Below are 14,577 nucleotides of genomic sequence, written 5' to 3' on the forward strand. Positions count from 1 at the left end.
TAAAAAGCACACTAATTACGATATTGCATTCAACACAAATTCAATAAATGCTTTTAATTTTGGTGGTTGCTGACGATCAGCAGTATAAAGCATATTAAGCGGCTTGGCAGGTGGTAAAAATTTTTGTAATATGGGAAATAATTTTTTCTGCTTAATTGGTTCTTGTAACATAGATTCTGGCAACATGGTGATACCTAGCCCTTCAATCGCAGCTATCGCTAACGCTGAAGTCTGATTACTTTGAAATGTCCCTGATATAGGAATATTAACTATTTCACCATTAATCATAAACGGCCAAACATGATCTTTTTTATTCTGATTCACATATTGGTAAATCAAGCATTGATGCTTTTTCAAATCATCAGGTATTAATGGAACACCATATTGCGCTAAATAATCTGGTGAGGCAGCAAAAATAAGTTGATGAGGATTAAGTTTACGAGCAATAAGCCCTGAATCACTCAAATCACCAATCCGAAAAGCGATATCAAAACCGTCCTTAACTAAATCGACATAACGATCACTTAACTGTATATCGACACTAATTTGGGGATAACACTTCATAAAACTACTAATTAATGGCACTAAAGTAAAATTACCAAAAGTAAATGGTGCACTAATTCTAAGCACACCGCTAGGTTTATCTAAAAACTGTTGCGCAAGCATAGAGGTGGCTTTAACTTCACCTAAAATACTCACACAGCGCTCATAATACTGCTTACCAAATTCGGTAAGATTTTGTGAACGTGTTGTTCGATTAAGTAACTTTAACCCTAATTGAGTTTCTAAAAAAAGAATATATTTCGCAACCATTTGCGGAGAGGTATTTAATGAGATAGATGCCGATGCAAATGAACCTGTCTTCACAGTCAATACAAAAGCCTTCATACTTCTAAAAAGATCCATATTGCCAATCTCCAGTTGTTAATAAAACAATTTTAAAGCCATTTACTATCTTTTATTTTATAAATATTATAACGAAAATCAAGTAAACAAATAAAAACAGGGTAAATATATGAAAAAAATCGGCATTATAGGGGCAGGATTTGTAAGTCAAGCCTACACAACATTATTTATGCGCGCAGGTTATCAAGTTATGTTAAGTAATTCTAGAGATAAAAAGACGTTATTTAGCGTAGCCACACGCTTAAACTGCCAAATTGGGAGCCAAGAAGAAGCCATTAAATTTGGTGATATAATTCTCGTTGCTATTCCTTTTATCAATTATACACAATTACCTGCAAAGCTACTCAGCGGAAAAATAGTACTTGATGCCACTAACTATTATCCTGCCCGCGATGGTCATTTAGGACAATTAGATAATCATGAAACAACAACCAGCGAGTTAGTCGCTAAACATCTTGATAAATCTAGAGTAGTTAAAGTTTTTAATGCAATTCTCGCAAAAGATGTTATTAAAGATGCAAAGCCTAATGATAAATCAGATAGAAGAGCAATTCCTATAGCTGGAGATGACTTAGCTGCCAAACAAATTGTTTTCACTCTTCTAGAAAGTATTGGCTATGATTATGTTGATGTAGGCGCTTTATCAAACAGTTGGCGGTTTGAACGTGCAAAGCCTGCATATTGCATACCTTTAAGCCGTCAACGATTGAATGATGCTTTAGCTCAAGCCTCTAAAGAAGTTGAAGTACCACATAATTCATGGCAAACAAATAACCAATAAAAAAATATAAAAGACCAAAATGAGTCCACCTTCCAGTAGAATAAAGTTATATTTATCATATTTTAATAGCTTGAATGCTTTTAATTAAATACAGATATTTAAAATATTAGAGGAAATAAAAATGACCAATACACATAAAAAATATACCGTCATAACCGGCGCAAGTTCAGGCATAGGTTATGCAACAGCTATTGCTTTTGCAAAACGAAATAAAAACCTTATTGTTATTGCAAGAAGACAAGAAAATTTGGCACTTTTACAACAAGAAATTGCAAAAATTTCCCCAGAATTAGAAGTAATTATAAAACTTTGTGATTTATCACAACCAATCAACGCTTATTCCCTTTTTAATGATTTAGACAACTATTTTATTGAAACATGGATTAATAATGCCGGTTTTGGTCATTACGGCAGTGTTAGCGATCAAGATTTAGGAAAAATCGAATCAATGCTTCATTTAAATATTGAAGTCCTAACAATTTTTTCAACACTGTATGTACGTAAATATCAAAATGAATCTGGGACACAACTAATAAACATCTCCTCCCGTGGTGGATATACACTCGTTCCTAATGCGGTAACCTATTGCGCAACAAAATTCTATGTCAATGCCTTTACCGAAGGGCTAGCACAAGAATTAAAGCAAGCTAACGCCCAATTAACCGCAAAGGTGTTAGCTCCGGCCGCGACAAAAACAGAATTTGGTGAAAAAGCCAATAATGTCAGTAACTACAATTATGATGCAAGTTTTACCAAGTACCATACAGCAAAGCAAATGGCCGATTTTTTACTGGCTTTATACGATAGCAACAAAGTGATTGGTGAGATTAATACAAATGATTTCTCTTTTTCACTAAAAGACAGCATATTTCCTTATTCAGGAAATCCGTCAGAAAATCAAAAGTAAGGAAATAACGAATTTACAAGCAATGTTAAATAGAACAATAAAATATGAAGTTAAAAAAAACTGAGCTTGGGCAATCGTTATTTTGATTGCAAATTTCGATAAAATAGAGACGTAGTCAATTAATTTAATTTTCAGATATTTTTTATTTCAATGGCTATCTATTATGTTGCTTTATCCAACAATGTAAACAGATCAACTTGTTATACTAAAACACGTCGTTTTATAAAACATCTTAACAAGCACATTAACTTGCTAAGATGCATTTTTGCATGATAAGAATCAAAATTACGAAATGCGCATTCCCGGTTTAGCACCACTATCTGGCGATAACAAGTACACGCCGTCACCATCATCTTTACCACTGGCACAAAGCACCATACCTTCTGAAACACCAAATCGCATTTTACGAGGCGCTAAGTTGGCAATCATAATGGTTAAACGCCCTATTAGCACTTCTGGATCAGGATAAAACTGCTTGATACCTGAAAACACATTACGGGTTTCATCACCAATATCAAGGGTCAACTGGAGTAATTTATCAGATCCTTCAACAAAACAGGCATGTTTAATTAAAGCAACACGCATATCAACTTTGGCAAAATCGTCAAAATTAATCGTATCAGCAATAGGTTCAGCAACATTTGTTTTAGCTGGTGTTGCTAGGGCAGCTTGCTCTTTTGTTTCTTCAATCATGGCTGTAATTTTATCCATATCAATACGATTAAATAGGGCTTTAAACTGATTAATTTTATGGCTAGTTAGCGCATTAGCAATGGTATTCCATTCTAATTTGCTATTTAAAAATGTTTCTGTTCGCTCAGCTAATGAAGGCACTATTGGTTTTAAATAGGTCATTAAAATACGGAATAGGTGAATACCCATTGAGCAAATATCTTGCAATGTTTGATCTTGCCCTTCTTGTTTAGCAACCACCCATGGCGCTTTTTCATCAATATAACGATTAGCTTCGTCAGCAAGTGTCATAATTTCACGAATCGCCTTACCTGATTCACGTTGCTCAAAATAATCAGCAATGATTTGAGACTTTTCAACAAAATACGCATAAAGTGCTGGTTCAGCTACATTATCCGATAATTTGCCGTCAAAGCGTTTATAAATAAACCCAGCCGAACGTGAAGCAATATTAACAACTTTGTTAACTAAATCGCTATTTACACGTTGCACAAAGTCTTCTAAATTTAAATCAATATCATCAATATATGGTGACAGTTTAGCGGCGTAATAATAGCGTAAGCAATCAGGATCTAAATGTTTTAAATAGGTACTTGCTTGAATAAAAGTGCCTCGTGATTTAGACATTTTTGCACCGTCAACAGTCACATAACCATGCACAAAAATATTCGATGGTTTGCGATGTTCACTACCCTCTAGCATTGCTGGCCAAAATAGACTATGAAAGTAAACAATATCTTTACCAATAAAGTGATAAAGCTCAGTGCTTGAATCTTTATTCCAAAACTCATCAAAAATTGGTTTATTTTGTGTATTGCAGTAGTTTAAAAAAGAGCCCATATAACCAATTGGTGCATCTAACCAGACATAAAAATATTTACCTGGCGCATCGGGGATTTCAAAACCAAAATAAGGAGCATCACGGCTAATATCCCACGGCTGTAAGCCTGATTCAAACCACTCTTGCATTTTATTAGCGACTTGCTCTTGCAGTGTCCCTGAGCGAATCCACTCTTGTAACATAGTTGAAAAAACCGGCAGGTCGAAAAAGAAATGTTCTGACTCTTTTAAAATTGGCGTCGCCCCTGAAACTACAGACTTAGGATTAATTAAATCAATCGGGTTGTAAGTTGCACTACACACTTCACAGTTATCGCCATATTGATCTGGGGCTTTACAACGTGGACAAGTACCTTTTACAAAGCGATCTGGCAAAAACATCTGTTTTTCAGGATCAAATAGCTGTGAAATGACTTTGGATTTAATATAACCATTGGCTTTTAAACGCTTATAAATTTGCTCTGATATTTCACGGTTTTCTGAGCTATGAGTTGAATGGTAATTATCATAACTAATATTAAATCCAGCAAAATCACGCTGATGCTCAGTTTTTACTTCACTAATCATCTGTTCAGGCGTAATGCCAAGTTGTTGTGCTTTTAGCATAATTGGTGTGCCATGCGCATCGTCAGCACAGATAAAATAGATCTCATTACCACGCATACGTTGATAACGTACCCATACATCAGCTTGAATATGTTCAAGCATATGACCTAAGTGAATTGCACCATTGGCATAAGGCAGTGCGCAAGTCACCAATATTTTGCGTTGAGTTGTCATGTTGATTTATTACCCTTTATTACATAATGGCAGAAATAGTACATCAATCGTGGGATTATCGCTAGATTTATGCCATAATTTGATAAAATTTCTATACTCGATTCACTTTGTAAATGGCAAATAATCTTTTTTCGAAAATGTAAAATAATATACTTTTTACAATTTTGCCATTGACTATGTTCCACCTTTTTAAAGGAGGATCATGGGAAATGAAGCAAGTATAAATATTAATGTACAACGAGATAATAATAATGAACATTGAAGTAGAAAATATTCTTGAGAATTTTACTCATTCAACCTTACAAAAAAATTTGCTTGAACTTGGCGCAGTAACAAAATGCGAATTAGTTAATCAAAACTTATCTATTCACCTAGCCATGCCCTTTGCTTGGCAAAACGCTTTTGACGAGTTAAAAAAAATAGCCACCCCAAAATTACTAAAGCTTAACGGCATTAATGACGTTAACTGGCACATTGACTATAAAATTGCCACATTAAAACGCGCTAATGACCAACATGCCATTAACAATGTCAAAAATATTATCGCCATAAGTTCAGGCAAAGGTGGCGTGGGCAAATCATCAACAGCTGTTAATCTTGCACTAGCTTTACAAAAACAAGGCGCCAACGTAGGTATTTTAGATGCGGATATTTATGGACCTTCAATTCCTACCATGTTGGGCACAGAAAAACAGCAACCCTTAACACCTGACAATAAACACATGACCCCAATTATGGCACACGGATTAGCCAGTAACTCTATTGGTTATTTAGTTGATCCAGATAGCGCCATGGTATGGCGTGGACCAATGGCAAGCAAGGCATTACTACAAATATTACAAGATACATTATGGCCTGAACTTGATTATTTGGTTATTGATATGCCTCCAGGAACTGGGGATATCCAATTAACCCTAGCGCAAAGTATTCCAGTAACGGCAGCAATCATTGTCAGTACACCGCAAGACATCGCATTAATTGATGCCAAAAAAGGCATGACCATGTTTAATAAAGTCAACATCCCAACACTAGGCATTATTGAAAACATGAGTTACCACATTTGCGAAAATTGTGGTCATCACGAAGCTATTTTTGGCGAAGGTGGAGCACAGCGTTTAGCTGAGCAATATCAAACAAAATTGCTCGGACAAATGCCACTTCATAAAATGTTACGCCAAGATCTCGATACAGGACAACCTACTATTATTAGCCACCCTGATAGCGAATTTACCCAACTTTATTGCCAAATTGCTGGGCGCATTGCCAGTGAGCTATATTGGCAAGGCGAAGCAATTTTACCGGATATTTCATTTAAGGCGCTATAACTAAAGAATAAGCTTGGCTGTCAACAACAGCCAATGCTATTAATATTTTATGATTAATTTGGCATAACATCACAACAATCAGGCGCGCAATATATGGAATATTTGAAAGGCTAATTTAGAGCATTACCGTAACAAATATGCTCAATATTTATCACGTTTTTTAACATAAAATTAAGCAAAAATCTTATCGCGGAACATAAAAAATACCGCACCTAAAAGACACAAGCCAGCCCAAATATAGTCTGTCTTAAATGGCTCTTTTAAAATATAAATTGAAAAAGGGATAAAAACAGACAAACTAATTACTTCCTGAATAATCTTTAATTGGCCTGCGCTAGCAACCTGAAAACCAATGCGATTAGCAGGCACTTGCAATAAATATTCAAATAACGCAATTCCCCAGCTAGCAAACACTGCCACTAGCCAAACTTGGTTATGTAAAAACCACAAATGCCCATACCACGCAAAAGTCATAAAAATATTACTAAAAGTCAGTAAACAGACAGTAATAAATAATTGATTCATAATGTTGATATAAGAATAAAGAAAGGTGATGGCATTATATACCATTGTCTAATAAACATACAAAACAGAAATAATTTAATTACATTAAATAGCAACACTATTAACAATAATTGAAATTGGCTAATTCATCACTTAAAACATGATAATGCTATTGCTCTGTAGCCTGTTTGGGTCTATATTGAATTAACGCCAATAGGTGCAATAACTTTAATGCATTGAACGTCGTTATCCTATCAACACTGAAATTTATTACAACACGATTATTATCCCCAAAGGAAACAGTTATGCAAAAAAGAGTTAATGAAGTTACTATGCGCGGAGCCCCTATTACTTTGTTAGGTCCCAAAATCAACGTTGGTGACATAGCACCCGATTTTATCGTGCAAGATTTAGCAATGAAGCCCATTAAATTATCCGATTTTAAAGGTAAAATCAGAATTATTAATTCGGTTCCATCCATTGATACTTCGGTATGCAGTGCCCAAGTTCACCGTTTCAATGTAGAAGCAGCAAAACTAAAAGATACCGTGATATTTTCAATTAGTGTTGATTTACCTTTTGCATTAAATCGCTATTGTGCGGCTGAAGGCATTGATGCGGTCAAAGTCACTTCTGATCATAAAGATCTGGATTTTGGTTTAAAATATGGCACTGTTATTGAAGAGCTACGCTTACTTTCCCGAGCCGTATTTGTCATTGATAAAAATGACAAAATTGCTTATGTTGAATATGTTAAAGAAACGTCTTCTGAACCTAATTATGACAAAGCCCTAGCGGCGGCTAAAGCGTTAGCATAAATCAAAGCAATAATACATCGCCATCCTCTGCCAATAGTGGTGGCGATGATTTAATTTAAGATTTATTGATAGCAGCTATTTAATAGACAAAATTATTCAGTTATAATCCAATAAAAACATACCTCCTCCATAATCTTAATCATGAATAATAGTATTAACCGATCTCGTATTTGGTCATCAATTCTTTGCCTTGCATTTGCGGCATTTATTTTTAATACAACGGAATTTGTACCTGTTGGATTATTACCTAATATTGCTGAAAGCTTTTCAATGGATGTTGCTCATGCTGGATTATTACTCACCATTTATGCATGGTCTGTTTCGTTATTCTCATTGCCACTCACAGTATTAACGTCAAAAATGGAGCGAAGAAAACTACTAATTTTTCTATTTTGCCTATTTATTGGTAGCCATATTTTAGCCGGATTTGCGTGGAATTTTTACAGTCTGATGGCAGCAAGGATTGGCATTGCTTGTGCTCATGCGGTATTTTGGGCAATTACAACACCGCTTGCAGTTCGATTAGCACCTAATGGTAAAAAAGCTAAAGCAATGGGCTTTATTGTTATTGGCGTATCGATGGCAACCATCCTAGGAATCCCAATTGGTACCATCATAGGGCAACTCGTTGGCTGGCGCGTGACTTTTTTATGTATTGCTGGTATCGCTTTTTGCGTGATGATATTACTGCTCCGTTTATTACCTACTGTACCAAGCATGGATATTATCTCTATCAAAGATATTCCAACGGTATTAAAACGGCCAATACTGCTTAACATTTATCTATTAATAGCCATTATTATTGCTGGCCACTTCACTGCTTATACCTACATTACGCCATTTATGAAAGATGTTGGCGGATTTAATCAAAATGTTATCGTCGCTTTATTGTTAGTAGTCGGTTTTTCTGGCATGATTGGCAGCGTTATTTTTGCAAAATACGCCGAAAAAAATCCAACCGCCATTTTAGTGATCCCTATGTTGTCATTGATCGCTTGTTTATTATCACTTTATGTCTGTTCGTTCACACTTTATACCGCAATCATTCAATGTTTGATCTGGGGGCTTTCGATTACCATTATTGGCATGGTCATGCAAAGCAAAGTCATCGACGCAGCGCCCGATGCAACCGATATTGCCACATCTGTTTATTCAGGTATTTACAATATTGGAATAGGCGGAGGCGCTTTTATAGGTAGTAAAGTATTAATTTTACTATCAACGGAGGATATTGGTTTTGTTGGCGCCGTTTTCGTTATTATTGCGTTGTTATTTTTCTGTCTTTGTTCTAGAAAATTGTGGAATAATAAAACCATTTTATAAAAATCTTAAAGCTCAGAAACAGCATTATTTATTATATAACGCCAATAAATAATGCTGAAAATAACACTCTTACATTATGATTTACTTAAAGACTCTAACTGTTCCCATCGTTCAAAAGCAGATTCTAATTCGGCTTCTTTGTCGGTCAAAGATTGTAAGATTGGACCTGTAACCTCGTGGGGTTGATTAAAAAAGTCACTTTGACCAATCTGTGCTTGTAAATCAGCAATAGCTAATTCTAATTGTTCTATTTTGCTTGGTAATTGTGTTAACTCTCGTTGCTCATTATAACTCAACTTAACCTTCTTTTTAGTGGCTTGATCATTGCTTTTGTTATTCGTCGTGCTTAATGCTTTTTTAGGCTGTTTAACATCATTAACTGCCGCTACTTTAACCGGTTGTGCTTGTTGCTGTTGTTGCAGAGCATCGGCATAACCACCGGCATAAATACCAATATGCCCTTTGTCCTCAAAAAACCAACATTGGGTAACCACATTATCAACAAACTGCCGATCATGACTAACTAGTAAGACTGTTCCCTGATAATCATTAACCAACTCTTCTAACAATTCCAGCGTTTCAATATCCAGATCATTGGTCGGTTCATCAAGTATTAATAAATTACTAGGCTTTAAAAATAGTTTAGCCAGCAATAAACGATTACGCTCCCCACCTGATAATGCACGAACAGGTGTTCGGGCGCGTTTTGGCGGGAATAAAAAATCTTGCAGATAACCAAGTATATGACGTGATCGTCCATTAACCATCACTTCTTGTTTACCTTCAGCTAAATTATCCATCACGTTTTTTTCAGGATCAAGCTCTAATCGATATTGATCAAAATAGGCCACTTCAAGCTTTGTACCACAATGTACGCTACCTGATGTTGGCGCTAAATTGCCTAACATCAGTTTTAACAACGTCGTTTTACCAATACCATTAGGACCAATTAGAGCTATTTTATCGCCACGTAATACTTGTACAGTAAAATCATTAACTAGCAATTTATCTGCTATCTGATAGGTCACATTTTCAAGCTCAAAAACGATTTTTCCTGAACGTAATGCTTCTTCAATTTGCATTTTGGCACTGCCCATCACTTGGCGACGCTCACTATACTCTTGACGCATTGCTTTTAATGCTCGTACTCGCCCTTCATTACGTGTACGGCGTGCTTTAATACCTTGGCGAATCCAGACCTCTTCTTGAGCCAATTTTTTATCAAATTCAGCATTTTGCAATTCTTCAACGCGCAATGCTTCCTCTTTACCAAGTAAATAGTTATCGTAGTTACCGCTCCAAGAGGCAATTTTACCTCGATCTAAATCAATAATACGCGTTGCCATTTGGCGAATAAACGAACGGTCATGAGAAATAAACACAATACTGCCATTAAAGCTTTTCAAAAACTCTTCCAACCATTTTATGGTTTGAATATCTAAATGGTTTGTTGGTTCATCAAGCAATAAAACCGATGGTTGACAAACCAATGCCTTGGCTAATGCAGCTTTACGAAGCCAGCCACCTGATAGTGAAGATAACAATGCATCACCATCAAGTGATAACGACGAAATAACATTACGAATACGACTATCTAATTGCCAGCCATTTTGATGATCTAACTGCTCTTGCATTTTCGCTAATTTAGCCAAGTTACTTTCGCAAGGATCGAGTTCAACGCGATGAGCCAAATCATAATAATCTCGTAATAACTGTGCTTGTTCGTGTAATCCTTCTGCCACAAAGTCAAACACATTGCCTTGCACATCGCGAGGAGGATCTTGCTGTAAACGTGAAACAATCACATTATTTTCATAAATAATTTGCCCTTCATCTAATGGCACTTCTTTATTTAACACTTTAAGTAACGTTGATTTGCCAGCACCATTACGACCAACAAGACAAACACGCTCGTTTGGTTCAATAGACATATCGATATGATCAAGCAATGGCGCATCGCTAAATGAAAGATAAGCATTGGTAAGATTAATTAATGACATATTAGTGATTTTTTTTGGATATTAAGTAATAAGGTATTATTCTATCATAAAGTTGCCAAAGGTAACTAAATCAAATACCAAAGATACACTAATAGGTGTCACAAATATTAGAAATTACTGTTCTATTCTATAAAAAAACACAAATACTGTTATATTAATTAATAAAAATATTAATTCGCTCGGTATGGAGATTATTATGAGCCATATGTGGACATTTCAACGTGTTGGTGGACTTGATCAAGTTGTATTTAAAAGTGCCAATGACATTATCAATTTACCTGATTTAGACCCTAAATTATGGGTTGCTCTAAGTTGCCCAACAACAGGCTTAGATTTTGATAAGCGAACTTTAGCCCTACTTGATTCGGACAATGATGGACGTATTCGCATACCTGATATTTTAGATGCCATCAGTTGGACTCGAGATAAAATTATTTCATTTGATAGTATTTTAAAAATGAATGAAACACTCCCATTATCACAAATTAACACATCAACTCCATCAGGAAAAAAACTCTCTGTCACCGCTGATAGCATTTTAGCAAGCTTAAATAAAAGTCAGTTGGATTATTTAACGCAAGATGACATACAGCAATGTATAAAAATCAATGCTGACAAGCTTTACAATGGTGATTTAATCTTCCCAGCATCAAGCGAATTATCACCTGATATGCAAGCATTTATTCAAACGGCAATCAAAACCACGGGTGCGCAGAAAGATATGAGTGGACAAAATGGCATTGATTTAAACATAGCTACTACCTTTGTCGACAACCTAAAAACATGGTTACAATGGCAAACCAAAATAAATAACACACAAACACCATTTGGGAAAGATACCGCCGAAATTTGGAAATTAACCCAGCTATTAAAACCCAAAATTGATGATTATTTTTTACGTGTTGAACTGGCACAATACGCACCGCAAGCACAAACCGCGCTCAACGTCGACGAAAAATATATCGTACCAACACAAAATGGATTACTGTCTGACGAAGCTTTAGCCGAGTTACCACTATCAAAAATCGATAAAACCAATGCGCTAGATCTTGTCAATGGCCTTAATCCACTTTGGAAAGCTAAAATCAGCCGATTTAAAACATTAGTGGCGTCATCCTTATCTAATCCCGATCAACTAACACAGCAAGAATGGCAAGATATTCAACAAAGTTTGCAAGCTTACACAGTCCTTATTAGCGCTAAGCCTAAAATGGCACAATTAACGGTTGAAATTGAACCTTTTGCCAGTTTAGAAGATATGTCAAATAACGCCATTACCAATTTAGCTAACGATGATTTACTCAACGAATTTAAGCAGATGGTTGAACAAGATAACAAAACACCAATATCTGCATCAGATGTACTAGTGTTAGAAAAATTAGTCCTGTTTCATAAACATCTTTACCGTTTACTGGTTAACTTTGTCTCTTTTGCAGACTTCTTCACACCAAAAACTCGAGCTGCCTTTCAACTAGGTAATCTTTATATAGATGGTCGCTGTGCAACTCTTTGTGTTGCAGTTGATAATATCGCCAAACACGCAACCATGGCAAATTATTCTGAACTTTGTCTACTTTATTGTGAATGTACACGGCATGGGCAAAAACAACTGATTGCCGCTGCCATGACCGCAGGGCAAGGTGATCTATTAATTGAAGGTCGCAATGGTGTGTTTATCGACAATGAAGGGAACGATTGGGATGCCAATGTCGTTAAAATAATAACCAAACCAATTAGCATTCAGCAAGCGATTTTGGCACCATATCAGCGCATTGGGCGCTGTATTACCGAACAAATTAACAAATGGGCAAGCAGCAAAGATGCCGATGTTGAAAAATCGAGTGTACAAGCATTGCAAAACCCAGCTAATAAATTTGATATTGGCAAAAGCGTCGGTATTTTTGCAGCAATCGGTTTAGCCGTTGGAGCAATCGGCACGGCATTAGCTTCGATTTTTCAAGCGATCTTTTCGCTCACTTGGTGGCAATTCCCTTTGTTTTTTGTTGGGATATTCCTGATTATTTCTGGTCCTTCTGTTATTTTAGCATGGTTAAAATTACGCCGAAGAACTCTTGGACCACTGCTTGAAGCATCAGGCTGGGCTATTAACGGGCAAGTTAAAATCAACTTAATGCTAGGCGGGCTACTCACCAGCAAAGCCGAACTTCCAACAAATGCAAAACGTAATTTGCATGACCCTATGAAACAGCGCCATCAAAAGCTGATCGTTACTTTTTGGTTAGCTATTTTACTTGTTGGTGTTGGAGCGACAGCGGGATGGTTATGGCATGAAGGTTACCTTGACCGCTATATCGAGCAGCATAATCAAGAACAAACCAAAAATAAAACTGACACAACCACCAATATTGACAAATAAAACCAACAAACCATTTCGCCGACAATAGTCGGCGAAATTAATCAGCCATTAATGCTGATAAACCGGCAAGCGGCGACAAATAGCTAAAACTTTGTCTTTTACTACTTGAATGGTTTGCTCGTCATCAATATTATCTAAAACATCACAAATCCAATTTGCCAAATCGCTTGATTCAGCTTCTTTAAAGCCTCGGCGAGTAATAGCTGGCGTACCAATACGCACGCCTGATGTCACAAACGGACTTTGTGGATCTTTAGGTACACTATTTTTATTGACAGTAATATTGGCACTCCCCAAAGCAGCATCAGCTTCTTTACCGGTGATATTTTTATCAACTAAATCAATTAAAAACAGATGATTATGTGTTTCACCAGAAACCACTTTATAGCCACGTTGTACAATCACGTCAACCATCGTTTTGGCATTTTTAACCACTTGTTGTTGATATTCTTTATAAGTGGGTTCCATTGCTTCTTTTAATGCTACCGCTTTAGCGGCAATCACATGCATTAAAGGTCCACCTTGCGCTCCAGGAAAGACCGCCGAATTTAACTTTTTATATAATTCTTCACTGCCACCTTTGGCTAAAATCAATCCACCGCGTGGACCACCTAGAGTTTTATGGGTTGTTGTAGTCACAACGTGTGCATAAGGAACAGGATTTGGATAAACACCTGCGGCAACCAAACCAGCAACGTGCGCCATATCCACAAACAAATAAGCACCCACACTATCAGCAATTTCGCGCATACGTTTCCAATCCACCACCCCAGAATAAGCCGAAAACCCACCAATAATCATTTTCGGTTTAGACTCTTGAGCTGTTTTAGCTAGCTTGTCATAATCAATGCGTCCTGAATCATCAACGCCATAATCCACAATATGATAAAGCTTGCCAGAAAAGCTAACCGGCGAACCATGTGTCAAATGCCCACCTTCTGATAGATTCATACCTAAAACAGTATCGCCAGTTTTTAACAGCGCCATATAAACCGCAAAATTGGCCTGTGAACCTGAATGCGGTTGCACATTAGCATAATCAGCGCCAAATAAGGCCTTAGCACGTTCAATTGCTAATTTTTCAACAACATCAACATATTCACAACCACCATAATAACGTTTCCCTGGATAACCTTCGGCATATTTGTTGGTGAGCTGTGATCCTTGCGCCTGCATTACTCGTGGGCTGGTATAGTTTTCTGATGCGATCAGCTCAAGATGATCTTCTTGACGCTGCTCTTCGCCTTTAATGGCATCCCACAATTCCTTATCATACTCGGCAATAGTCATATCTTTATTAAACATGTTGACTCCTTATTATTT

General features: G+C 36.5%; 11 protein-coding genes. 6 read left to right on the plus strand and 5 right to left on the minus strand.

The window, feature by feature from the left end:
• Positions 1-15 precede the first annotated feature (15 nt).
• Positions 16-888, minus strand: a complete 873-nt coding sequence (locus ACYIAL_RS03230; protein WP_483750965.1) for a LysR family transcriptional regulator — start codon at positions 886-888, stop codon at positions 16-18.
• Between the two features lie 127 nt (positions 889-1,015).
• Between ACYIAL_RS03230 and ACYIAL_RS03235 the strand changes: the two genes are divergently transcribed.
• Both ACYIAL_RS03235 and ACYIAL_RS03240 read left to right on the plus strand, forming a co-directional pair.
• Positions 1,016-1,687 (plus strand): NADPH-dependent F420 reductase, encoded by a 672-nt coding sequence (locus ACYIAL_RS03235; RefSeq protein ID WP_483750966.1) that lies wholly within the window; start codon positions 1,016-1,018, stop codon positions 1,685-1,687.
• A gap of 121 nt (positions 1,688-1,808) precedes the next feature.
• Positions 1,809-2,594, plus strand: coding sequence for an SDR family NAD(P)-dependent oxidoreductase (locus ACYIAL_RS03240; RefSeq protein ID WP_483750967.1), 786 nt, complete (start codon positions 1,809-1,811; stop codon positions 2,592-2,594).
• Between the two features lie 285 nt (positions 2,595-2,879).
• Here ACYIAL_RS03240 and metG read toward each other — a convergent pair whose 3' ends face one another.
• A complete protein-coding gene (metG, locus tag ACYIAL_RS03245; protein ID WP_483750968.1) occupies positions 2,880-4,907 on the minus strand; it encodes a methionine--tRNA ligase in 2,028 nt (675 codons plus the stop codon).
• Between the two features lie 230 nt (positions 4,908-5,137).
• Here metG and apbC point away from each other — a divergent pair, with 230 nt between their 5' ends.
• Entirely contained in the window at positions 5,138-6,232 is a 1,095-nt protein-coding gene (apbC, locus tag ACYIAL_RS03250; RefSeq protein ID WP_483750969.1) for an iron-sulfur cluster carrier protein ApbC, read from the plus strand.
• Between the two features lie 171 nt (positions 6,233-6,403).
• On the opposite strand, the gene ACYIAL_RS03255 is transcribed toward apbC, so the two are convergent.
• Positions 6,404-6,757 carry a DMT family protein gene (locus tag ACYIAL_RS03255; protein WP_483750970.1) on the minus strand — a complete coding sequence of 118 codons (354 nt, stop codon included), beginning with the start codon at positions 6,755-6,757 and terminating at the stop codon, positions 6,404-6,406.
• Positions 6,758-7,041: 284 nt separating this feature from the next.
• Here ACYIAL_RS03255 and tpx point away from each other — a divergent pair, with 284 nt between their 5' ends.
• Together tpx and ACYIAL_RS03265 are read left to right on the plus strand one after the other, a co-directional pair.
• Positions 7,042-7,554, plus strand: coding sequence for a thiol peroxidase (tpx, locus tag ACYIAL_RS03260; protein WP_483750971.1), 513 nt, complete (start codon positions 7,042-7,044; stop codon positions 7,552-7,554).
• Positions 7,555-7,695: 141 nt separating this feature from the next.
• Entirely contained in the window at positions 7,696-8,877 is a 1,182-nt protein-coding gene (locus ACYIAL_RS03265) for a sugar transporter (RefSeq protein ID WP_483750972.1), read from the plus strand.
• A 74-nt stretch (positions 8,878-8,951) separates the two neighbouring features.
• Here ACYIAL_RS03265 and ACYIAL_RS03270 read toward each other — a convergent pair whose 3' ends face one another.
• Entirely contained in the window at positions 8,952-10,877 is a 1,926-nt protein-coding gene (locus tag ACYIAL_RS03270; RefSeq protein WP_483750973.1) for an ABC transporter ATP-binding protein, read from the minus strand.
• A gap of 196 nt (positions 10,878-11,073) precedes the next feature.
• On the opposite strand from ACYIAL_RS03270, the gene ACYIAL_RS03275 reads away from it, so the two are divergent.
• Entirely contained in the window at positions 11,074-13,254 is a 2,181-nt protein-coding gene (locus tag ACYIAL_RS03275; protein WP_174797370.1) for a MerC domain-containing protein, read from the plus strand.
• A 48-nt stretch (positions 13,255-13,302) separates the two neighbouring features.
• Here the strand turns inward: ACYIAL_RS03275 and glyA are convergent, their stop codons facing one another.
• Positions 13,303-14,559, minus strand: a complete 1,257-nt coding sequence (gene glyA / locus ACYIAL_RS03280) for a serine hydroxymethyltransferase (RefSeq protein ID WP_483750974.1) — start codon at positions 14,557-14,559, stop codon at positions 13,303-13,305.
• Positions 14,560-14,577 lie beyond the last annotated feature (18 nt).

The organism is Gilliamella sp. X-57 (assembly GCF_057063565.1).

Coding starts and splice junctions, on each gene's coding strand:
- metG (WP_483750968.1), bottom strand. CDS start 4,907: ATGACAACTCAACGCAAAATATTGGTGACTTGCGCACTGCCTTATGCC.
- ACYIAL_RS03240 (WP_483750967.1), top strand. CDS start 1,809: ATGACCAATACACATAAAAAATATACCGTCATAACCGGCGCAAGTTCA.
- ACYIAL_RS03265 (WP_483750972.1), top strand. CDS start 7,696: ATGAATAATAGTATTAACCGATCTCGTATTTGGTCATCAATTCTTTGC.
- ACYIAL_RS03230 (WP_483750965.1), bottom strand. CDS start 888: ATGAAGGCTTTTGTATTGACTGTGAAGACAGGTTCATTTGCATCGGCA.
- ACYIAL_RS03235 (WP_483750966.1), top strand. CDS start 1,016: ATGAAAAAAATCGGCATTATAGGGGCAGGATTTGTAAGTCAAGCCTAC.
- ACYIAL_RS03275 (WP_174797370.1), top strand. CDS start 11,074: ATGAGCCATATGTGGACATTTCAACGTGTTGGTGGACTTGATCAAGTT.
- ACYIAL_RS03255 (WP_483750970.1), bottom strand. CDS start 6,757: ATGAATCAATTATTTATTACTGTCTGTTTACTGACTTTTAGTAATATT.
- apbC (WP_483750969.1), top strand. CDS start 5,138: ATGTACAACGAGATAATAATAATGAACATTGAAGTAGAAAATATTCTT.
- ACYIAL_RS03270 (WP_483750973.1), bottom strand. CDS start 10,877: ATGTCATTAATTAATCTTACCAATGCTTATCTTTCATTTAGCGATGCG.
- glyA (WP_483750974.1), bottom strand. CDS start 14,559: ATGTTTAATAAAGATATGACTATTGCCGAGTATGATAAGGAATTGTGG.
- tpx (WP_483750971.1), top strand. CDS start 7,042: ATGCAAAAAAGAGTTAATGAAGTTACTATGCGCGGAGCCCCTATTACT.